Below are 22,110 nucleotides of genomic sequence, written 5' to 3'. Positions count from 1 at the left end.
ACACATCTACCTACCACGCCTCGGACGGCGCGCCAGGCCCACCTCTTCCCGCCGAGCGTCCGACCCTGCTACTCCGGGCAGATGCCAACGCCGCGCCAGCGCCTCGTCTCCGCCGACTCGCACACCGTCGAACCGCCCGACCTCTGGGACAAGTGGCTCGAGAAGAAGTTCCTCGACACCGCGCCGAAGCTCGTCGACGACGGCGCCGGCGGCCACGCCTGGCTCTACATGGGCGCGACGACCCCCGAGCCGCTCGGCCTCGTCACCTGCGTCGGCACGCGCCCGGAGGAGCTCAAGTGGACCGGCGCCCGCTACGGCGAGACGATCCACCCGTCCTGCTACGACGGTGCCGCGCGCCTCGCGATCATGGACGAGGACGGCGTCGAAGCCGAGCTGCTCTATCCGCCGCAGCGCGCCATGCTGACCTTCATGAAGAGCCAGGACCGCGACGCGCACCTGGCCGGCATCCAGGCCTACAACCGCTGGCTGCGGGACGGCTTCTGCGCCCCCGATCCGAAGCGGCTGGTCGGCGTCTTCCAGACCCCGAACGTCGGCATCGACACCGCGGTGTCCGAGCTGAAGCGCGCGAAGAAGGAGGGCTTCAAAGGCGTCGCGATCTCGGCCTGGCCGTCGGGCGGACAGAACCTCTCGCCCGACGACGACCCCTTCTGGGCGGCGGCGGCCGACCTCGACATGCCGGTCAGCATCCACCTCCTGCTCGCCGCCCAGCAGACGAAGACGGTGGCGTCCAAGTCGGCGGCGGTCGCGATCGGCGCGACGGCCTTCTCGCTGACGATGCCGCTCATCACCGAGATGATCTTCCAGGGCGTCTTCGACCGCTTCCCGAAGCTGCGCATGGGCGCGATCGAGACCGGCGTCGGCTGGATCCCGCACTTCCTCGAGATGGTCGACGACCGCTGGTGGCGGAACCGCTACTGGGCCGGCTCGACGATCAAGCAGGTGCCGAGCGACTACTTCCGCGAGCACTGGCTGGCGACGTTCATCGTCGACCGCGCCGGCGTCGCCGTGCGCCATCTCGTCGGCGTCGACAACATGGCCTGGTCGACGGACTTCCCGCACCACGGCAACGACTGGCCGTACTCGCGGCGCGTCGTCGACCAGCTGTTCGCCGAGGTCGCCGAGGAGGAGCGCCGCAAGATCGTCTGCGACAACGCGCGCCGGTTCTGGAACCTCGACGCCTGACGCCCGCGCCCGATGGAGCTGAATCCGTTCTCGTGGGACTTCCACGCCGACCCCTACCCCACCTACCGGTGGCTGCGGGACGAGGCGCCGATCTACCGCAACGCGTCCCTGGACTTCTGGGCGTTGTCGCGCTGGGACGACGTCCTCGCCGCGACCCACGACTGGCAGACGTACAGCTCCGCGGAAGGCACCACCATCGAGCGCATGGACCCGAAGTGGTTCGAGATCACGCCGATGATGATCTTCCTCGACCCGCCGAAGCACGATCGGCTGCGCAAGCTGGTCAACAAGGTGTTCACGCCGCGGCGGATCGGCGCGCTCGAGCCCTTCGTGCGGGCCACGGCCGTCAGGCTCCTCGACGCACTGCGCGCGCGCGGCGGCGGCGACTTCGTGCAGGAGTTCGCCGCCCTGCTGCCGATGGAGGTCATCTTCACCATGCTCGGCGTCCCCGACGCCGACCGCCGCCAGCTGCGCGCCTGGATGGACCTGTCGCTCGACCGCGACGACGACTCCCCGCGCGTCCCCGACCGTGCCGCCGCCGCGATGATGGAGCTCCAGCGCTACTGGATGCAGCTCCTCCCCGCCCTGCGCGCGAACCCGAACGACGGCCTCATCTCCGCGCTGCTCGACGCCGAGCTCGAGGGCGACGACGGCGCCCGCACGCGCCTCAGCGACGGCGAGATCGTCGGCTTCTGCGCCCTCCTCGGCGCCGCCGGCAACGAGACGGTGACGAAGCTCCTCGGCAACGCCGTCGTGCTCTTCGCCCGCAACCCGGCCGTCTGGGCGACGGTGCGCGACCGGCCCGAACGCATCCCCGACGCCGTCGAAGAGGTGCTGCGCTACTGGTCGCCGTCGCAGTACCAGGGCCGCGTCACCACCCGCGACCTCGAGTGGTACGGCCAGACGGTGCCCAAGGGCGCCCGCATCCTGCTCCTCACCGGCGCGGCCAACCGCGACGAGCGTGCGTTTCCCGATCCGGATCGGCTCGACCTCGACCGGCAGATCCCCGTCGCCCTCGGCTTCGGCCAGGGGATCCACTTCTGCCTCGGCGCGTCGCTGGCGCGCCTCGAGAGCCGCGTCGCGCTCGAGGAGTTCGCACGCCGCTTCCCGCGCTACGCGGTCGACGAGGCGGGCTGCGAGCGCGTGCACATGAGCAACGTGCACGGCTTCGCGCGCGTGCCGTTCATGGCGGGGTGACCGTCGGCGCTGCGCCGTCGCGTACCCGGGTGGGCGAGGACGCACTGGCTCGCACGAACGGTGACGGCCTGGGCGCCACGACCGGAGCGCGCGCGCCACGCTCACCGCCACCAGCAGCACGACGAGCGGCCCAGCGAGCGCGGCGCCCCGGGCAACGCTACCCGACGGCGCTCAGCCCGCGCCGCGCTCGCCGACGGTCCGCCCCACCTCCTGCCCGAAGGACACCTCGAGGTTGTGGCCGTCGGGGTCGGCGATGATCGCCCAGTAGCCGACCGGCGGCCCGGAGTCGGTCGGACCGACGCAGCGCCGCCCCTCGCGACGGGCCAGGGCGCAGAGCCCGTCGACCTCGCTGCGGCTCGCGCACCCGACGCCGAGATGCGCGAAGCCGCCGAGCCGCACGTCGACCGCCTCGACCTCGAGGAGGACGACGACGAACGCCCGGGTCCCATCCCCGAGCCACACGACGCGGTGGCCGCTCTCGGGATCGGCGCGACGATGCACCACGCGCATGGCGGCGAAGCGCCCGTAGAAGGCGATGCTCGCCTCGACGTCGCGCACCGGCAGGGCCACGTGCGTCAGGCCGACGTCCGCCATGGGCCCTTCATGCCCGACCCCGGGCGGGTGCGCGAGCGGCGCCACGCCCCGGTCCGCACCTGCGTGCCTCGCGGCGCTGGTTCCCCGGCGCGGAACGGGCTAGCGTGCCCGATCCGGTCGGAGATCGACCGGGCCGAGCGCCATCCGAGAAGAGCCACCGTGCCCGATCCCATCGTCGACGAAGAGCTGCGCATCCTCGCCCAGGTCCGCGCGGCGCTCGAGACCACGCGCGCCGCCACCGCGCCGTCCGAGACCGCCGTCGTCCGCGAGCTCGAGCAGGTGCGCGACGCGCTCCGCGAAGGCGCCAAGACGGAGGACCGCCCCGCGCTGCTCCAGCAGTGGGACCGGCAGTCGGCGCTGCTGCGCCAGCTGCGCACCGCCGAGCGCCCGACCGACGTCGATCCCGGCTCGCCGTACTTCGCGCACCTGGCGCTGCGCGAGAACGGCCGCCCGCTCGACATCCTGATCGGCAAGACCACGCGCACGCTGCCCGACTACCCCATCGTCGATTGGCGCAACGCCCCCGTCTCGCAGATCTTCTATCGCTACCGGCAGGGCGAGGAGTACGAGGAGGAGATCGCCGGCCGCACGCGCACCGGCGTCGTCGCCACCCGGCGGACGCTCGCCATCCGCGACGCCGCGCTGCTGCGCGTCGAGGCGCCCGAGGGCACGTTCGCACGCGACCCGGCGGCGGCCGACGGCTGGAGCCGGCTCGAGATCGCGCGGCCGGCGCTCGGCGGCGGCCAGGGCTCGGCGCTGCGCGCCCACGACGTCGATGCGGGCGGCCACCGCCGGCTCGGCACCGACGTCGCCGGCCGCGCCCGGCGCGCCGACAAGCACCTGCCGGACATCGCCGGGCTCATCGACCCCGCACAGTTCGACCTCATCGTGCGGCCGCAGGCGGGCTACGTCGTGATCCGCGGCACGGCGGGCTCGGGCAAGACGACCGTCGCCCTGCACCGCATCGCCTATCTCGCCTACGACGACCCGGCGATCGACTCGTCGCACACGCTCTTCCTCGTCTTCTCGCCGGCGCTGCGCGACTACGTGAGCCACGTGCTGCCGGCGCTCGGCGTCGCGCGCGTGCAGGTGCGGACCTTCCCCGAGTGGGCGGCGGAGCAGGTGCGACGCCTGTGGCCGAAGCTGCCGCGCGCCATCCGCGAGACGGTGCCGGGCGTGGTCGCGCGGCTGAAGCTGCACCCCGCGATGGACGCCGCGCTCGCGCTCCAGGTCGCCCGCGTCGAGGCCAAGGCGACGCCGGCGCAGGCGTTCGACGACTGGGCGAGCGTGCTGACCCAGCCCGCGCTGCTGGCCGAGGTGCTCGCGCAGCAGGCGCCCGGCGAGTTCAGCGCCGACGAGCTGGAGCGCGTCGCGGACTGGGCGCGGCGACGGCACGAGGAGCTGCTGGCGTGGCTCGGCGGCGATCCGCACGTCGAGGCGGCGCTCGAGCAGGAGGACCTGGCGCTGCTGCTGCGCGCCTGGCAGCACCGCGTCGGGCCGCTGCCGAGCGGCGGCGAGCGACCGCTGCGCTACAAGCACGTCGCCATCGACGAGGTGCAGGACTTCTCGCCGCTCGAGGTGCAGGTGCTGCTCGGCTGCCTCGATCGGCGCCGCAGCCTGACGCTCGCGGGCGACACGCAGCAGCACATCTCGGCCGAGGGCGGCTTCACCTCGTGGTCGGCGTTCCTCGATCGCCTCGGGCTCGAGGGCGCGGCGGTGTCGACGCTCGAGGTGAGCTACCGCTGCACGCACGAGATCGCGACCTTCGCCGACGCCGTCCTCGGGCCGCTGCGCGAGGACGCGACGCCGGCGCGCACGGTGCGCTCGGGCCCACCCGTCGAGCTGTTCCGCTACACCGACCACGGCGCCGCCGTGGCGTCGCTCGCCGACGCGCTCGGCGACCTCGCGCGCCAGGAGCCGCTGGCCTCGGTGGCGGTGCTCACGCCGTCGCCGGAGCTGAGCGCGATCTACGCCCAGGGTCTCACGACGGGCGAGGTGCCGCGCCTGCGCCGCGTCGAGCGCCAGGACTTCAGCTTCGCACCCGGCGTCGAGGTGACGGAGATCGAGCAGGTGAAGGGGCTCGAGTTCGACTACGTCGTTCTCGTCGAGGTGAGCACGTCGCACTTCCCCGACACGCCCGCGGCCCGCCGCCGGCTCCACGTCGGCGCCACCCGCGCCGTGCATCAGCTGTGGGTCGTCAGCGTCGGCACCCCGTCGGCCCTCGTGCGCGATGCCGCCGGAGGCGTCGCGTGACCATGCCGCGCTGGGGCACGCCGCCCTGGCGTCTCGCGTACCGGCCGCCGCCGGCAGCCCCGCCGGCGCGCTGCGAGGTCGCCGTCGTCGGCGCCGGCTTCACCGGCCTCTCGACGGCGCTGCACCTGGCCGCACGCGGCGTCCGCGTCGCGGTCCTCGAAGCCGCGCACCTCGGCGCGGGCGCGAGCGGCTGCACGGGCGGCATCCCGCTCGAGGGCACGGCGGTCGGCGCGCTCCCCGGCGTCATGTGCTGCCTCGAGACGCTCGCGCGCGTCGTCGCCGAGCACGAGATCGCCTGCGATCTCCGCCTGGACGGCTGCTGGGAGCTCTCCCACCGCGGCGGAGCGGGCGTCACGCCGCTGTGGACCGACGACGGGCAGCCCCTCGGCATCGCGACCACGGTCCCGGGCGGCACGGTCGACCCGGCCGCGCTGGTCGACGGCCTCGCCCGCGCGGCGGTGGCGGCGGGTGCGACGGTGTGCGAGGGCGCCCGCGTCGTCGGCGTCGAGTCCGGTCCTCCGGTGACGCTCGCGCTCGCGGACGCGACCCGCGTCGTCGCCGACCACCTGGTGCTCGCGCTGAACGCCTTCACGCCGGCCCTCGTCCCCGCCGGCGACGGCTTCGCCGCGCTGCTGACGCTCGGCCTGTGCACTGCGCCGCTGCCCGCGCGCGTCCACGACGCCATCGGCCTCGGCGCCGGCCTCCCGTTCTACACCGCCGACCTGCCCTACCTGTGGGGCCGCCCGACGCGCGACGGCAGCCTCATCCTCGGCGCCGGCCTCGTGCCCCTGTCGCCGCACGACCCGGATCGCGTCGGCATGCGCGACCCCGAGGTGGCCGCCGCCTTCACACACCTCGAGACCCGCGTCCGCCGGCTCCATCCGGCCCTGGCCGAGGTCACGGTCACGCACCGCTGGGGCGGTCCGATCGCGTTCCGCGCGAGCCGGCGTCCGCTCCTCGGCCGACATCCCGACCTGGCGAACGTGATCGTCACCGGCGCGTGCGCGGGACATGGGATCGCCCTCGGGGTGCGCGTCGGGGAGATGGTGGCGGAGGCGGTGGTGGGCAACGCGGAGCTGCCGGCGTGGGGTCGGGTGGCGTGAGGGAGGCGGGCCTCCCCGGCTGTACGACGGCAAGAAACCTGTCCTGCCGCCGTCCGCGTGCCCTAGACCCCGCGCCCCAGTAGCGCCACCGCCGTCCCCACGAACCCCCGTCCGCGCCGCTTCACGTCGAACAGCGCCCGATCCCCGCACGACAACAGCCCCTCCACGTCCTGCGCGTCGTCCGGAAACGCGGCCACGCCGAAGCTGGCGCGCAGGCGGACGCGCAGGCCCTGGCCGACGAGATAGACGGTCCGGGCGATACGGGTGCGAACCTCCTCGGCCAGCGTCACCGCGTCGTCGCGGGTGCCGCCGGGGAGGACGATGACGAACTCGTCGCCGGCGTAGGCGACGCCGAAGGCGGGCTCTTCGAGGACGGTGCGGATGGTGGCGGCGACCTCCTGGATGGCGCGGCTGCCGTTCAGGTGACCGTTCTGGTCGACGACGCGCTTGAAGCGGTCGAGATCGACGAAGATGAGCGCGCACCGCGTCTCCGTGCGCACCAGCGCCTCCAGGGCCTCGTAGAGGTAGCGCGTGTTGTAGAGGCCGGTCAGGTTGTCGTGCTCGGCGAGGTCGCGGAAGCGCGTGGCGGTCGCGCGCAGCGTCTCCTCGGTGCGGACGCGCTCGGTGACGTCGACCAGGGCCAGGATCAGGCGGCCGGCGGCGGCGTCGGGGCCGGGGACGAGCGTGCCGCGGACGACGACGTGACGGGGCTTCTCACGCAGCGTGCGCAGCTCGGTCTCGCGCTCCAGCTGCACCATCGTCCGCGACGCGACCGCCGTCGCCAGCTCCGCCGCCCACGGGCGCAGGAGCGCGGTCACGGCCGCCTCCAGGGCGGGCTCGTCGTGCTCGCGCGGGTCGAAGTCGAGGAGGGACAGGACCGCCGCGTTGCGGTCGGTGGTGCGGATGCGCTCGAGCCCGGCGACGACGGCCTCGGGGCCGGTGGCGCCCGGGCTCGTCAGCCAGGCGGCGAAGGCCGAGACGTCGCGCTCCAGCAGCGCGACGGGGGTCGACTGGAAGAGGACGCGGTAGCGCCACTCGCTCGCGCGCAGCGCTTCCTCGGCGCGCCGGCGCTCGGTGCTGTCGATGCCCGACGACAGGATCTCGCGCAGGTTGCCGTCGGCGTCGAGGAGCCCGCGATTGCGCCAGGTGATCCAGAGCCGCGTACCGTCCTTTCGGCAGTTCTCGTTCTCGTTGGCGAGGAACCGGTCCGGGTGGGCGAGCAGCTCGGCGATCATGCGCACCAGGTCGCGGCCCGAGCTCTCCGTCTCCGGGACGATCGTACCGATCACCGAGCGGCCGACCAGCTCGTCGGCGATGAAGCCGAACAGCTCGCAACCGTGCGTGTTGAGGTAGCGGATGCGGCCCTCGGGATCCCAGCGCAGCACGATGCTGTTCGTGTGCTCCACCCACTCGCGCTGCTCCGCCTCGCTGGCACGCAGGCGGGCGACGTCGGCCCGGAGCGCCGTGAGCTCGGCGACGACGGCGTCGGGCGCGGCGGGAGCCGGTGCGGTCATGATCGGGCGGAGACTCGCCAACTCGGCGGGACGGGTCAACGCTTGCGCCCGTTGACATCCGCCCGATCGGGCCCAGGTTCGGCCGACGATGACCACATTGCGCCTGATCCCGCTGGACGACACGGTCGTCTTCCCCACCATGCAGGTCACGCTGCCGGTGGACGTGGGAGACGCCGGGCGCGTCCTGCTGGTCCCCCGTCACGGTACCGACTACGCCAAGGTCGGCACCATCGCCGACGTCGTGGAGCGCGTCCGCCTCCCTGGCGGCGTCCGCGGCGTCTCCCTCCAGGGCGTATCCCGCGGCGTCGCCGGGGCCGCCCGCACGGGGCCCGAGGGCCAGCTTCTCGTGGAGGTCGAGGAGCATCCCGACACGACCCCGCCCAAGAGCCGCACGGTCGATCTCGAGCGCGAGTACCGCGCCGTGGTCGAGGAGATCCTCCTGCTGCGCGGCGACGACGGCCGCGCGAGCGCCTTCGTGCGCTCCATCACCGAGCCCGGCGCGCTCGCCGACACCGTCGGCTACGCCCCCGACGTACGCTTCGAGCAGAAGCTCCAGGTCCTGCAGACGCTCGACGTCGTCGAGCGCCTGACCCTCGCGCTCGACCTGCAGCGCAGTCGCCTCGCCGAGCTGCAGGTGCGCAAGCGCATCCGCGAGGACGTCGAGTCCGGCGCCCAGAAGCAGCAGCGCGAGTACTTCCTGCGCAAGCAGATGGACTCGATCCGCAAGGAGCTGGACGAGGACGACGCCTCGGTCGCCGACGAGTATCGCAAGAAGATCGCCGAGGCCGGCATGCCCGACGCCGTGCGCGAGCAGGCCGAGCGCGAGCTCAAGCGCTTCGAGCGCATGGGTGAGCAGAGCGCCGAGTCCTCGATGATCCGCACCTATCTCGACTGGCTCGTCGCCATCCCCTGGTCGCAGCGTTCCGAGGAGAACCTCGACCCGGTGCACGCCCGCGGCGTGCTCGACGCCGACCACGCCGGGCTCGACGACGTGAAGTCCCGCATCGTCGAGCACCTCGCCGTCCGCAAGCTGCGCGCCGAGCGCGGCGTGCCGGACGACAAGCGCTCGGGCGTGATCCTGACCCTCATCGGCCCTCCCGGAACCGGCAAGACGTCGATCGGCGAGTCGATCGCCAGGGCGACCGGCCGGAAGTTCGTCCGCATGTCGCTCGGCGGCGTGCGCGACGAGGCCGAGATCCGCGGCCATCGCCGCACCTACATCGGCGCCCTGCCGGGCCGCCTGGTCCGGGCGCTGCGCGACGCCGGCACCATGAATCCCGTCATCCTGCTCGACGAGGTCGACAAGCTCGGCGCCGACTGGCGCGGCGACCCGTCGGCGGCGCTGCTCGAGGTCCTCGACCCCGCGCAGAACAGCACCTTCCGCGACCACTACCTCGACGTCGAGCTCGATCTCTCGCAGGTCCTGTTCCTCGCCACGGCCAACGTCGCGGACACCATCCCCGGGCCGCTGCTCGACCGCATGGAGGTGATCCGCTTCGACGGCTACACCCTCGACGAGAAGGTCGCGATCGCGCGCGGCTACCTCTGGCCGCGGCAGACCGAGCGCAACGGGCTGCGCCCCGAGGAGGTCGACGTGGAGGACGCGACCCTGCGCACGATCGTCGGCGAATACACCCGCGAGGCGGGCGTGCGGCAGCTCGAGCGCGAGCTCGGCACCATCCTGCGCAAGGCGGCGACGAAGATCGCCAGCGCGTCCACGCCGACGCCGCTCGTGATCGACCTGCCCGCCGTGCGCGAGGCGCTCGGCAAGCAGAAGTTCTTCCAGGAGTCGGCGGTGCGCACGGCCGTTCCCGGCGTGGCCACCGGCCTCGCGGTGACGGGCACCGGCGGCGACGTCCTCTTCGTCGAGGCGTCGACCATGGCCGGCGGCACCGGCGGGCTGACGCTCACCGGACAGCTCGGCGACGTCATGAAGGAGTCGGCGCAGATCGCGCTGACGTACGTCCGCAGCCACGCGGCGGAGCTCGGCGTCGACGAGCAGGCCTTCCGCCGGCGCGAGTTCCACGTCCACGTACCCGCGGGCGCCATTCCCAAGGACGGCCCCAGCGCCGGCGTCACGATGACGACCGCCCTGGTGTCGCTGCTGACGGGACGGCCGGTGCGGCACACCGTCGGCATGACGGGCGAGATCACGCTCCAGGGCCGGGTCCTGCCCATCGGAGGCGTGAAGCAGAAGGTGCTGGCCGCGCACGCGGCGGGGCTGACGGAGGTCATCCTGCCCGAGCGCAACCGGCCCGACATCGAGGACGTGCCCGCCGACGTGCGGGAGAAGATGACGCTCCACTGCGTCGGCTCGATCGACGAGGTGCTGCAGCTGGCCCTCGTCCCCGCGGCCGCCGCGGCCGCAGCCTGAGCGGGGCGGCGGGGACGGCGCCACCGTCCCCGCCGCGTCAGTCGCCGAACCGCTGGGGGTCGTCCTCGACGGCCTCCGCGAGCGACAGCGGCGCACGGGCGGCGAAGGCGACCTGGCGCACCGGGCAGTCCGCCAGGTCGCAGGACACGCACCAGCTGCGCCAGCACGGATCGACGTGGAAGGCGATGTCGCCGTGCAGCGCGCCGGTGGCGACGATGCGCTGCTCGAACGCGACCGACGTCTCGTGCGCCTGCTCCACCGTCCAGTACTCGGGCACGATGAGGTGCGCGTCGACGTGGGTCGAGCCGCCCGAGCGGATCGCACGCATGCGGTGGACGCGGATGATGCCCGGCCGGCGGCAGCGCTCCATCGCCGCGACCACCCTCGCGAGCAGGGACGGGTCCACCGCGTCCAGCAGCGCACCCGCCGCGCCACGCACGATGCCGAGGCCGGTCCGGGCGAGGTTCAGGCCCACGAGCAGCGCGACCACCGGGTCGAACCAGGTGATGCCGGTGACGCGCACGAGCACGAGGCCGACGACGACGCCCGCGCTGGTCCAGAAGTCGGAGAGGACGTGGTGACCGTCGGCGACGAGCGTCGCAGAGCGCGTGCGGCGGCCCGTGCGCAGCAGGTAGGCGCCGAGGGCGGCGTTCGCGACACCGGTCCCGGCGGTGACGAGGACGCCGACCTCGACCGCGGCCACGGCGGGGCCGCGCACGAGGTCGTGGACGGCGTACCAGACGATCGTCGCGGCGGCGAAGGCGATGAGCCCGCCCTCGAACGCGGCGCTGAAGTACTCGATCTTGCCGTGCCCGTACGGGTGGTCGCGGTCGGCGGGCTGGCCGGCGAAGCGCAACGAGCCGAGCGCGAAGGCGGCGGCGACGACGTTGACGATCGACTCGAGCGCGTCGGAGAGGACGGCGGCCGACCCGGTGAGGTAGTAGCCGACGAACTTGACGCCGAGGAGCAGCACCCCGACCGTGACCGAGAGGACGCCGGCGCGCAGACGGATGCGCGTCTCGTCCGACGCTGCGGGGCGCTCGCTCGTCGCGGTGGTCACCGTCCCGGCGTGAAGCGCACCGGGACCGCCGCGTAGCCACGCACGTTCGCCGAGTGCACGCGCACGAGCCCGGCCCGGTCCACGACGTAGTCGGGCATCCGCCGGTGCACCTCCTCGAGCGCGACGCGTCCCTCGAGCCGCGCCAGCGCCGCCCCGAGGCAGACGTGGATGCCGTTGCCGAAGTGGAGGATCTGCTCGGGCTTGCGGCGCACGTCGAAGCGGTCGGGGTGCGCGAAGGCGCGCGGATCGCGGTTGCCGGCGCCGATCAGGACGAGGATGCGGGATCCGGCGGGGATCGTGCGGTCGTGGAGCGTCACCTCGCGCGTGACGCTGCGGGCGAGCATCTGCGTCGAGTTGTCGTAGCGCAGCACCTCCTCCACGACGCCTGCCATGGCGGCCGGATCGCCGACGGCGACGGCCTTCTGCTCGGGATGGCGGTCGAGCAGGACGAGGGCGTTGCCGAGCATCTTCGTCGTGGTCTCGTTGCCGGCGATGACGAGGAGGAAGCAGAAGCCGAGCACCTCGTCGTCGGCGAGGCGCTCGCCGTCGACCTCGGCGGCGAGGAGCGCGCTGATGAGGTCGTCGCCCGGATTGGCGCGCTTCTTCGCGATGTCGCGCATGAAGTACCCGACGATGCCGCGCGCGCCCTCCTGCCCCGCCGCGGTCACCTCGCCCTGACCGGCTTCGCGGTGGAGGAGCGCGTCGGACCAGCCGCGCAGCGTGTCCTGGTCCTCGTCGGGCACGCCGAGCATCGTCGAGATGACGTCCATCGGCAGCTTCGCCGCGAACTCGGCGAGGACGTCGCCCTCGCCGCGCGCGAGCAGCGGCCCGAGGTGCTTCAGCGTGAGCGCGCGCACGCGCGGCTCGAGCTCGGCGATGCGCCGCGGCGTGAAGACCTTGCTCACCAGTCGCCGCAGCTTCAGCTGCCGCGGCGGGTCCATCGCGATGATCATCGGCGGCGCCTGGCCGCTGCCCTTCTCGAGCGCGACGCCGCCCACCGACGAGTACGTCTCCCAGTCCTGCAGCGCCGCCAGCACGTCGTGGAAGCGCGACAGCGCCCAGAAGCCGCGCGCGGCGTTGTGGTAGACGGGCGCCTCCTCCCGTAGCCGCGCGTAGGTCGGGTACGGGTCCTCGTGGATCGCGTAGTCGTACGGGTCGTAGACGAGGTCCGGCGGCTGGTCGGCGGGCGGCGCGGCCATGCGCGGTGGCTAGCACGGGCCGACGCCGGCGCGGAAGCGCGACGCCGCGGCGTGGGGCGAGCGGGAGCGACCCGGCCGCGGCCGGACGCGGCGCAGGGGTTCCCACGTGCGAGCCGACGTCGGCGGCGGCGCCCCGGCGCGCCAGGCCATGCCCGTCCGGCCGGCGGTGGATGGTCCGCCCCGCCGGGTGCGCCCGTCGCGCCCCGAGCGGGCATCCGGCCTGCCGCCTCCGGCCGCCGCCACCGCGGCGCCGAGCGGCGGGGCTTTCCCGGGGTCTCGACGCCGCATGGCTTGGGCGACGCGTAGAAATTGCTACAACGGAGGCCGGTGCCCATCGGCTCCCCCCTCCCCCGCATGCAGCCACGCCAGACCTTCTCGATCGGCTACTTCGTCCTCGTCGCCCTCGTCCTGGTGACGCTCCAGTCGCTGCTCACGCCGCGCGTGACGGAGCTCAGCTACTCCGACTTCAAGAAGCAGATCGCCGCGGGCCGGGTCGAGAACGTGGTCATCTCGGACTCCCTCATCCGCGGCTCGCTGCGGCCGGAGAGTGGCCAGAAGGAGGCGACGCCGTTCGTCACCGTGCGCGTGCCCGACGACGCGCTCGTCCCGGAGCTCGAGCAGCGCGGCATCCGCTTCCAGGGCCAGTACGAGAGCCCGCTCGTCGGTGCCCTCATGAGCTGGGTGCTGCCGGCGCTCGTCTTCGTCCTCATCTGGGCCTTCGTCATGCGCCGCATGGGCCCGGGCTCCGGGGTCATGGCCTTCACCAAGAGCCGGGCCCGCATCTATGCCGAGCGCGAGACGGGGGTCACCTTCGCGGACGTCGCCGGGCAGGACGAGGCGAAGGAGGAGCTCCAGGAGATCATCCGCTTCCTGAAGGAGCCCGAGCGCTACCGCGCCATCGGCGGCAAGCTGCCGAAGGGCGTGCTGCTGGTCGGCCCGCCGGGCACGGGCAAGACGCTGCTCGCGAAGGCCGTCGCCGGCGAGGCGGCGGTGCCGTTCTTCTCGATCAGCGGCTCGGAGTTCGTCGAGCTGTTCGTCGGCATGGGCGCCGCCCGGGTGCGTGACCTCTTCGGACAGGCCGAGACCAAGGCGCCGTGCATCGTCTTCATCGACGAGCTCGACGCCCTCGGCAAAGCGCGCGGCATCGGCGGCGTCGTCGGCGGGCACGACGAGCGCGAGAACACGCTGAACCAGCTCCTCGTCGAGATGGACGGCTTCGACACGGCGAAGGGCGTCGTGATCCTCGCCGCGACCAACCGGCCCGAGGTGCTCGATCCCGCCCTCCTGCGCGCCGGGCGCTTCGATCGCCAGGTGCTCGTCGACCGGCCCGATCTCGCCGGCCGCGAGGCGATCCTCCGCGTGCACGTCGAAGAGGTGAAGCTCGCACCCGACGTCGACCTCCGTCTCGTCGCGCAGCGCACCCCGGGCTTCGTCGGCGCCGACCTCGCCAACATGGTGAACGAGGCCGCCCTGCTCGCCACCCGCAAGAACAAGACGAGGGTCGACATGCAGGACTTCGACGACGCGATCGATCGCGTCGTCGCCGGGCTGCAGAAGAAGAACCGCCTCATCAACCCGCGCGAGCGCGAGATCGTCGCCTTCCACGAGACCGGGCACGCGCTGGTCGCCGCCTTCACCGAGGGCGCCGACAAGGTCCACAAGATCTCGATCATCCCGCGCGGCATCGGCGCGCTCGGCTTCACCCAGCAGCTGCCGACGGAAGACCGCTACCTCATGACCCGCCGCGAGCTGGAGGCCAAGATCGACGTCCTCTTCGGCGGGCGCGCCGCCGAATCGGTCGTCTTCGGGGAGATATCCACCGGCGCGCACAACGACCTCGACCGCGCCACCGAGATCGCGCGCTCGATGGTCCTCGACTACGGCATGGGCCAGACGCTCGGCCCGATGACGTTCCCGCGCCGGCGCGGCCCGGGCTTCCTCGACCGCAGCCCGTTCCCGGAAGCACGCGAGTACAGCGAGGAGACGGCGCGCGCGCTCGACGTGGAGACCAAGCGCATCCTCGAGGAGCGCATGGCCCGCGTGACGTCGCTGCTGACCGCCCACCGTGCCACCCTCGATCGGGTGGCGCGGGTGCTGCTCGAGAAGGAGACCATCGAGGCGGAGACCTTCGCGCGTCTCGTGGCCGAGAGCGAGGCCGAGGCCGGCAGCGACCGCTCGGCGGGGGCGGCGCGCTGAGCGCGCCGGGCTCAGCCCTCGGCGGGCGGCGCCGCCTCGGGCGCGGCGGCGGGGGCCTTCTTCGGCTGGTTGTGCACGCGGACCAGCTCGCGACGGAGGGCGCGCTGCGCGCGCTTCACGCCCTTGCGGGCGGCGCGGTACTTCGGGTTGCTGGCGTCGAGCGTGCCGCCGGCGCTGGCGCCCTCCTTGGCCTTCTCGAGGCGCGCCTTGCGCTTGGCGATGGCGTCGAGCAGCGAGCGGGCCGCGGCCACGTCGTCCGTCGACGGCAGGTCCTTCTTCGCGATCTTCTTGGGCATCCCCGCCTTCTAGCAGCGCCGTTCCGAAAGTCTAAGGGCGCGGCCCTGGATGCCCGGAAGTGAGCGATCTGCCGCGCTGCGGGCGCTGCCGGCGCCCCGGCGCCCGCTGCCTGTGCCCGCGCTTCGCCGCCATCCCGCCGCCGCTGCCGGTGGTGTTCCTCCAGCACCACCGCGAAGCGCGCCGGCGCCTGGGCACCTGCCGGCTGGCGCATCTCCAGCTCCCGGGCTCGGAGCTGCACGTCGCCTGGCGCTTCGACGCCCACCCGCGGGTGGCGACGCTGGCCGCCGCCGGCGCGGCGCTGCTCTTCCCGGGGCCGGACGCGCAGCCGGTGGCGGCGACGGCACCGCGGCTCCTCGTCGTCGTCGACGGGACGTGGAGCGAGGCGGGCAAGCTCGTGCGGCAGACGCCGGCGCTCGCCGTGCTGCCGCGCATCGGCCTCGCGCCGCCGGCGCCCGGCCGCTACCGCATCCGGCGTGCACCCGCCGCGCATTGCCTCTCGACCGTCGAGGCGGTGGTCGACGTGCTCGGCATCCTCGCCGGCGACCCCGATCGCTACCTGCCCCTGCTGGCGCCGTTCGACGCCCTGGTCGAGGAGCAGCTCGCGGCCGCCGCCGGGCGCCACCCGTGGACGCACGAGCGCCGCAAGGCGCGCCGCCACGCCGCGACGGCCGCCGCGGCCGGCTAGCGGCCCGAGCGCGGACTACACGCGCTCGAGCAGGAGCGACTGCGACGCGCGGCCGAGCGGCCCGATCTCGTCGAACAGCCGGCTCTCCGCCAGCCCGACGCCGTGCGACTCCATGTGCGACGCGGCGTCGAGACAGACCCACTCGCCGGCCGGGAGACGGTGCAGGTAGACCGTCAGGTCGGGATTGATGAACTGCCAGCCGTCGGCGCGGTGGAGCACCCAGCTGACGCCGTTGCCGAAGTCGGCCGCAGCCATGACGCGCGCGAGCGGCGTCGGCGGCTCGCCGGCGACCACGGGCACGCGCAGGCGGATCCAGTCGGTGGCCGGTCCGGGGACCTGGAAGCCGCCGGCGACGAAGCGGTGCTCGACGGCGTCGCGATGGAAGGCCGGGCGCCACGTCGAGTCGATCCAGGGCGGGACGCCGTCGACGCCGGTCCCGGGCCCCGGCGGCGGCGCCGCCCGCTCGAGCGGCGGCAGCGGCAGATCGGCGCGCCGCACCCGCAGCAGCGACGCGCGCGCCACCTCGGCGTCGCCCGCGCGCAGGCGGGCCTCGACGATCTGCACCTTGCGCCCGGGTCGTGTGATCGCGGTCTCGACCGTGAGCGGGGCGATCGGCACGGGCCGCAGCAGCTCGAGCGTCAGACGGGCCGGATGCATGTCGCCGCCGCCCGCACGCTCGAGGCAGGTGGCGAGGAGCGCCGCGGGAGCGCCGCCGTGCTGGGCCTCGGGGCTCCACGGCCCGCGCGCCGCGAGGCCGGGGACGAAGCGATCGCCGTCGGGCACGAAGAGGGCCTCGGTCGCGTCGGACATGGCCGTCGATAGAGGGTGTCGGTGCGACCTGGGTCAACCCGTGGCTGGCGTCGCAGGAACCTCCGTGCGATGCAGCGCGCATGCCGGAGCCCGAGCTGCTCGTCGAGAAGACCGACGGCACCGCCGTCCTGACGCTCAACCGTCCCGCCGCGATGAACGCGCTGTCGCGCAGCCTGCGGCGGGCGATCGTCGCCGCCATGCGCGAGATCGAGACCGATCCCGACGTCGGCGTCGTCGTCCTCACCGGCGCGGGCCGCGCCTTCTGCGCCGGCCTCGACCTGAAGGAGCTCGGCGGCGAGACCGGCGGCGACGGCGACATCGGCGGCGCGATCGGCGGCGACGCGGGCGTGACCGACGCCATCAGCCGCTGCACGCGGCCCGTCATCGGCGCCGTCAACGGCGTCGCCGTGACCGGCGGCTTCGAGCTCGCGCTCGCCTGCGACGTGCTCATCGCCTCGACCGACGCGCGCTTCGCCGACACCCACGCGCGCGTCGGCATCCTGCCGGGCTGGGGCCTCAGCCAGAAGCTGTCGCGAGCCATCGGCATCTACCGCGCCAAGCACCTCTCGCTGACGGGCAACTACCTCTCGGCCGCCGACGCCGCCGCCTGGGGCCTCGTCTCCGCCGTCGTGCCGCCGGGCGACCTGCTGCCGGCGGCCCGGCGGCTGGCGCAGGACATGCTCTCGTGCGACCCGGAGACGCTGCGCGGCTACAAGCGCGTCATCGACGCGGGCTTCGCGCAGACGTTCGGCGACGGGCTGCGGACCGAGGCCGAGGCCAACCGCGCCCACGCGCGTACGCTGACGCCCGAGAAGATCGCGGCACGCCGCTCCGCCGTCCAGGCGCGCGGCCGGGCCCAGGTGCAGGAGGGCTAGGCGATGGCGATCGTCGAGCTCGTCCTCGAGGCGACCGGCAAGAACGCGCTGGGCCTCGCCCACATGGAGCGCATCATCCGCGAGACCCGGGCCGCGGGGGGCGCGCCGCTGCTCGTGCGCGGCGCCGGCGACGCCTTCTCGGCCGGCCTCGACCTGAAGGAGGTCGCCGGCAACGACCTCGAGGGCATGCGCCGCTTCCTCGCCACGCTCGAGGAGATGGTCGAGGCCCTCTACGACTACCCGGGCCCGATGGTGGCGGCCGTGAACGGCCACGCCATCGCCGGCGGCTGCGTCATCGCCCTGTGCGCCGAGCACCGCGTGGCAACCTCGAGCCCGCGCGCCCGTATCGGCCTCAACGAGGTGGCGCTCGGCGTCGAGTTTCCTCCGAAGACGCTGGCGATGGTGCGCCGCCGTGTCGCGCCGCGCGCGGTCGAGCGCGTCGTCCTGGGGGCCGCGCTCTTCGCCCCCCAGGACGCCCTCGGGCTGAGCCTCGTCGACGAGCTGGCCGACGATCCGGTGGCCGCCGGCCGCGCCGCGCTGGAGCGGCTCGCAGCCCATCCCGCCGTCGCCTACACGGCCACCAAGCGCGCCCTGCGCGACGGCGGCCTGCACGTCGGCGACGACGAGTGGCGTCGCTTCCAGGCCGAGGCGCTGCCGCGCTGGGCCGGCGACAGCGTGAAGGCGACGTTACGCGCGGTGCTCGGCGGCAAGGCCTGATCCGCCGGCCGCCGACACGCAAACTTCACACCCCCGCAACCGCTCGGGCAAGGACCGCATGACAGACACGGCGCCCTATGCATGGACGCCGTCTGATCGTGGGAGGGCTGATCCTCCCGCTCGCGCTCGCCGGCTGCGCGACGCTCCAGGAGAACCGCACCGCCTGCCGCGTGACCGCGGCCGGCATCGGTGCCGCCGTGGTCGCCGCGTCCGTCGGTGGAGCGGTGAGCGCCATGAACCTATCGAGCAACAAGGAGGCGGGCGCGATCGCAGGGAGCGCCGCGACGGGCGCGGCCGTGGGCGCGGTGCTGGGGCTGGTCGTCGCGCACTGGGCCTGCCCGCAGGACGCCGACGCCTCCGCGCCGCCGCCGCCCGCCCCGGGCGAGCCGTCGCCCGACGGCGCGACCGCTCCGGACACCGCGCCGCCGCCGACGCCCTGACCACCGGCCCGGCGTCGGGATCGGCGCGCAGCCTGGCGTCCCTGGCGGTGACCCGCTACACGTCCCCGACCATGTCCGACGACTTCGCGCACCTCGATGCCACGGCGCAGGCGGAGCTGGTCCGCCGCGGCGACGCGTCACCGCGGGAGCTGGTCGACGCCGCGATCGCCCGCGTCGAGCGCCTGAACCCGACGCTCAACGCAGTGATCCACCCCGCCTTCGAGCGCGCCCGCGCCGCGGCCGCGAGCCCCGAGCTGCCCCAAGGGCCGTTCCGCGGCGTGCCCTTCCTCATGAAGGACATCGGCGGACCCGAAGCCGGGCATCCGTATCACGCAGGCATGCGCTTCCTGCGCGATGCCGACTGGCGGGTGCGCGACGACGCATACATCACGCAGCGCTTCCGCGGTGCCGGCCTGGTGTCGCTCGGCCGCACCAACACGCCCGAGCTGGCGCTGCTGCCGACGACCGAGCCCGAGGCGTACGGCCCCACGCACAATCCGTGGAACCCGGGCCGCTCGAGCGGCGGCTCGAGCGGCGGCGCCGCGGCGGCGGTGGCCGCGGGGCTCGTCCCCTGCGCGCACGCCAGCGACGGCGGCGGCTCCATCCGCGGGCCGGCGAGCATGTGCGGGCTCGTGGGCCTCAAGCCCACCCGCGCGCGCAGCAGCTTCGGCCCGGCCATCGGCGAGCGCTGGAGCGGCTTCTCGGTCGAGTTCGCCGTGACGCGCAGCGTGCGCGACGCCGCCGCGCTGCTCGACGTGATCGCCGGCCCCGGCCTCGGCGATCCCTACGTCGCGACGCCGCCGCAGCGCCCGTACGCGACCGAGGCGACCACGCCGCCCGGGCGCCTGCGCGTCGGCGTGATGCGCCGCCTGCCGCGCGACGGCGCACTCCATCCCGAGTGCCTCGCCGCCGTCGACCGCACCGCGACGCTGCTCGCCGATGCCGGCCACGTCGTCGAGGAGGCGCATCCCGCCGCGCTCGACGAGCACGAGACGGTGATGGTCTACATCGGCATCGTGACGGCCAACACGGCGCGGGCGCTGGCGTCGTGGGGCGACCAGGTCGGCCGCCCGATGACGGCCGGCGACTGCGAGCCGCTCACCTGGATGCTCGCCGAGCGTGGCCGCCAGCTCTCGGCGATCGACCACCTCGCGAACGTCGAGTTCGTCCACGCCTACGGCCGGCGGCTCGCGGCGTGGTGGGCATCGGGCTTCGATCTCCTGCTGACGGCCACGCAGGGCGCCCCGCCGCCCGAGCTCGGCTACATCACCTCGACGCCCGAGGAGCCGCTGCGCGCCTTCATGCGCGCCGCCCCGTACGGCGCCGCCACCCTGCCCTTCAACATGTCCGGGCAACCGGCCGTGTCCCTACCCGTGCACATGACGGCGGACGGGCTGCCGGTCGGCGTGCAGCTCGTCGCGGCCTACGCACGCGAGGATCTGCTCCTGCGGATGGCGGCGCAGCTCGAGGCGGCGGTGGATTGGGCGTCGCGGCGCCCGCCGCTGCACGGCTAGCGGACGCGGCCGGCAGCTAGATCGAAAGCCGCCAGCGCTGTGCGCTTCGCCGTGCGCTGCATGCGGCGCTGCCATGGCCTCGCGTCGCTGCGATCCCGCGCCGGGGCGTCGCGCGTGACGCGACGCGACCTTCGGGTGTGCCGTCACCGGCACATCGCTTGCTCGATGGGCGCCGCATGTTGGCGCGCATCGCTCTCGCGATCGTACTCTGTCTCGCGCTCGGTACCGCCCGCCCGGCGGCGGCGGCCGACGCGATCCCCCTCTACTTCCTCCCCGGCACCGGCGGCACCGGCGTCCTCTCGTTGAGCGCGCCGACCGCGAGCAACGACACGGAGCGCGAGCTCGAGCTGCTCCCCGGCGTCGAGCTGAGCTACGGCGTCTTCGCCAGCGTGCCGATCGGCGCGCCGGAGACGGTGAACCGCGGCGGCGGCACGGGCAATATCTACGCCTACTCGAACCTCGCCACGCCGAGCGCGTGCCTCCAGGTGAAGCTGCAGCTCTACCGCCGGCGGTCCGGCGTCGACACGCCGATCGGCAGCGGCAGCGGCTTCATCGCCACCACGCCGAAGGGCTCCGGCGGCCTCACCAACCCGTTCCTCATCCCCTACATGGTGAACGCCCCGCTCGCCGACCGCGTCCTCGCCGCCGGCGACCAGCTCGTCCTCGACGTCCGCTACCGCAACGACTGCGGCGTCAAGCGCACGCCCCGCCTCGTCTTCGGCTCGGTCGCACGCGCCTCGGCCCTCTCCGGCAGCGACAACTGCCCGAACGTCCCCAACCCCGACCAGGCCGACACCGACGACGACGGCATCGGCGACGCCTGCGACTCCTGCCCGTTCGTCCCCAACCCCGACCAGCTCGATTCCGACGGCGACGGCATCGCCGACGCCTGCGACATCTGCCCCGCCAACCCCGACCCGCTCCAGCTCGACTCCGACGGCGACGGCCGCGGCGACGCCTGCGACAACTGCCCCGCCGTCGCCAACCCCGACCAGCTCGATTCCGACGGCGACGGCCGCGGCAACCTCTGCGACAACTGCCCGGCGATCGCGAACCCCACCCAGACCGACACCGACGGCGACGGCATCGGCAACGTCTGCGACAACTGCCCCGCCGTCGTGAACCCCAGCCAGGCCGACAGCGACGGCGACGAGATCGGCAACGCCTGCGACAACTGCGTCGACGTCGCCAACCCCGATCAGCTCGATTCCGACGGCGACGGCCGCGGCAACGTCTGCGACAACTGCATCAACGTCGCCAACCCGACCCAGACCGACGCCGACTCGGACGGCCGCGGCGACGCCTGCGACAACTGCCCCGCCGTCGCCAACCCGCTCCAGACCAACAGCGACGGCGACACCATCGGCGACGCCTGCGACAACTGCCCCGCGGTCACGAACCAGGATCAGGCCGACGGCGATCTCGACGGCGCCGGCGACGCCTGCGACGTCTGCCCCGGCGTCAGCGACCCGGACCAGGCCGACGCCGACGCCGACAAGCGCGGCGACGCCTGCGACAACTGTCCGCGCATCCCGAACCCCGCCCAGACGGACGCCGACGCCGACGGCATCGGCGACGCCTGCCAGTGCCGCGGCCCGCTGCCGGGCGCCTGCGTCCCGGGCGGCGGCAGCGCCACGCTCGACTGCCTCATCGAGTGGCTCATCTATCCGACGCCGCCGCTCGACCGCCGCGGCACGCCGGACCGCAAGGTACGCTGCTTCGACGGCGACCCCACCTGCGACCTCGACGGCACCGTCGACGGCGGCTGCACCTTCCTCGCCTCGATCTGCGCCAACAACGTCGACTCCCGGCTCGCCTGCACGGCGAGCGGCATCGCCACGCTGTCGGCGTCGCCGCCCCAGCTCGGCACCGAGCTGCTCGCCGCGCTGCCGGTCCTCACCGAGCGCTGCACCACGCCGCAGCTCCTGCGCGTCGCGCTGAAGCCGCGCGGCGCCACCTTCGGCCGCACCACCCTGCGCGCCAAGGTGAAGGCGCGCAGCGTCCTCCAGCCGAACGGCAAGACCGTCAGCGACGCGGATTCCATCACCCTCACCTGCGAGCCCGCGCCCGGGTGATCCA

Annotated in this window: 18 protein-coding genes; 12 read left to right on the top strand and 6 right to left on the bottom strand. The window is 73.9% G+C overall.

Going from position 1 to position 22,110, the window contains the following annotated elements; translation table 11 throughout:
- Positions 1-81 precede the first annotated feature (81 nt).
- Positions 82-1,203, top strand: a complete 1,122-nt coding sequence (locus tag KIT14_22295; protein ID MCW5893255.1) for an amidohydrolase — start codon at positions 82-84, stop codon at positions 1,201-1,203.
- A 12-nt stretch (positions 1,204-1,215) separates the two neighbouring features.
- Positions 1,216-2,400, top strand: coding sequence for a cytochrome P450 (locus KIT14_22290; protein ID MCW5893254.1), 1,185 nt, complete (start codon positions 1,216-1,218; stop codon positions 2,398-2,400).
- 171 nt (positions 2,401-2,571) lie between these two features.
- Here the strand turns inward: KIT14_22290 and KIT14_22285 are convergent, their stop codons facing one another.
- Positions 2,572-2,994: a VOC family protein gene (locus tag KIT14_22285; protein ID MCW5893253.1), complete on the bottom strand. Its 423-nt coding sequence runs from the start codon at positions 2,992-2,994 to the stop codon at positions 2,572-2,574.
- Between the two features lie 159 nt (positions 2,995-3,153).
- On the opposite strand from KIT14_22285, the gene KIT14_22280 reads away from it, so the two are divergent.
- Together KIT14_22280 and KIT14_22275 are read left to right on the top strand one after the other, a co-directional pair.
- Positions 3,154-5,247, top strand: coding sequence for an ATP-binding domain-containing protein (locus tag KIT14_22280; GenBank protein MCW5893252.1), 2,094 nt, complete (start codon positions 3,154-3,156; stop codon positions 5,245-5,247).
- Complete coding sequence (locus KIT14_22275) at positions 5,244-6,350, top strand: FAD-binding oxidoreductase (protein ID MCW5893251.1); 1,107 nt, start codon at positions 5,244-5,246, stop codon at positions 6,348-6,350. The genes KIT14_22280 and KIT14_22275 overlap by 4 nt, the downstream gene beginning before the upstream one ends.
- 62 nt (positions 6,351-6,412) lie before the next feature.
- On the opposite strand, the gene KIT14_22270 is transcribed toward KIT14_22275, so the two are convergent.
- A complete protein-coding gene (locus tag KIT14_22270) occupies positions 6,413-7,864 on the bottom strand; it encodes a diguanylate cyclase (protein MCW5893250.1) in 1,452 nt (483 codons plus the stop codon).
- Positions 7,865-7,952: 88 nt separating this feature from the next.
- On the opposite strand from KIT14_22270, the gene lon reads away from it, so the two are divergent.
- A complete protein-coding gene (lon, locus tag KIT14_22265) occupies positions 7,953-10,238 on the top strand; it encodes an endopeptidase La (protein MCW5893249.1) in 2,286 nt (761 codons plus the stop codon).
- Between the two features lie 37 nt (positions 10,239-10,275).
- Here lon and KIT14_22260 read toward each other — a convergent pair whose 3' ends face one another.
- Together KIT14_22260 and KIT14_22255 are read right to left on the bottom strand one after the other, a co-directional pair.
- A complete protein-coding gene (locus KIT14_22260; protein MCW5893248.1) occupies positions 10,276-11,298 on the bottom strand; it encodes a cation transporter in 1,023 nt (340 codons plus the stop codon).
- The gene (locus KIT14_22255; protein MCW5893247.1) at positions 11,295-12,497 is read right to left on the bottom strand and encodes a cytochrome P450; all 1,203 of its coding nucleotides are present in this window, start codon (positions 12,495-12,497) and stop codon (positions 11,295-11,297) included. Before KIT14_22255 ends, KIT14_22260 begins: the two co-directional genes overlap by 4 nt.
- 354 nt (positions 12,498-12,851) lie before the next feature.
- Between KIT14_22255 and ftsH the strand changes: the two genes are divergently transcribed.
- A complete protein-coding gene (ftsH, locus tag KIT14_22250) occupies positions 12,852-14,693 on the top strand; it encodes an ATP-dependent zinc metalloprotease FtsH (protein MCW5893246.1) in 1,842 nt (613 codons plus the stop codon).
- A gap of 11 nt (positions 14,694-14,704) precedes the next feature.
- Here ftsH and KIT14_22245 read toward each other — a convergent pair whose 3' ends face one another.
- Entirely contained in the window at positions 14,705-14,989 is a 285-nt protein-coding gene (locus KIT14_22245; GenBank protein MCW5893245.1) for a hypothetical protein, read from the bottom strand.
- 59 nt (positions 14,990-15,048) lie between these two features.
- On the opposite strand from KIT14_22245, the gene KIT14_22240 reads away from it, so the two are divergent.
- Positions 15,049-15,675, top strand: coding sequence for a DTW domain-containing protein (locus KIT14_22240; GenBank protein ID MCW5893244.1), 627 nt, complete (start codon positions 15,049-15,051; stop codon positions 15,673-15,675).
- A 15-nt stretch (positions 15,676-15,690) separates the two neighbouring features.
- Here KIT14_22240 and KIT14_22235 read toward each other — a convergent pair whose 3' ends face one another.
- Positions 15,691-16,485 (bottom strand): thioesterase family protein, encoded by a 795-nt coding sequence (locus KIT14_22235; GenBank protein MCW5893243.1) that lies wholly within the window; start codon positions 16,483-16,485, stop codon positions 15,691-15,693.
- Between the two features lie 80 nt (positions 16,486-16,565).
- On the opposite strand from KIT14_22235, the gene KIT14_22230 reads away from it, so the two are divergent.
- The 5 genes from KIT14_22230 (at position 16,566) to KIT14_22210 (ending at position 22,106) form a co-directional block, all read left to right on the top strand.
- Positions 16,566-17,360, top strand: a complete 795-nt coding sequence (locus tag KIT14_22230) for an enoyl-CoA hydratase (protein ID MCW5893242.1) — start codon at positions 16,566-16,568, stop codon at positions 17,358-17,360.
- A gap of 3 nt (positions 17,361-17,363) precedes the next feature.
- The gene (locus KIT14_22225) at positions 17,364-18,077 is read left to right on the top strand and encodes an enoyl-CoA hydratase/isomerase family protein (GenBank protein MCW5893241.1); all 714 of its coding nucleotides are present in this window, start codon (positions 17,364-17,366) and stop codon (positions 18,075-18,077) included.
- 98 nt (positions 18,078-18,175) lie between these two features.
- A complete protein-coding gene (locus tag KIT14_22220; GenBank protein MCW5893240.1) occupies positions 18,176-18,517 on the top strand; it encodes a hypothetical protein in 342 nt (113 codons plus the stop codon).
- Between the two features lie 71 nt (positions 18,518-18,588).
- Entirely contained in the window at positions 18,589-20,031 is a 1,443-nt protein-coding gene (locus KIT14_22215) for an amidase (protein MCW5893239.1), read from the top strand.
- Positions 20,032-20,639: 608 nt separating this feature from the next.
- Positions 20,640-22,106 (top strand): thrombospondin type 3 repeat-containing protein, encoded by a 1,467-nt coding sequence (locus KIT14_22210; GenBank protein ID MCW5893238.1) that lies wholly within the window; start codon positions 20,640-20,642, stop codon positions 22,104-22,106.
- Positions 22,107-22,110 lie beyond the last annotated feature (4 nt).

The sequence above is a fragment of the bacterium genome, from assembly GCA_026129405.1.
GTDB lineage: Bacteria > Desulfobacterota > Binatia > DP-6 > DP-6 > JAHCID01.
The sequence above is the reverse complement of the archived record's forward strand: the minus strand, read 5'-3'. Positions and strand labels throughout refer to the sequence as shown.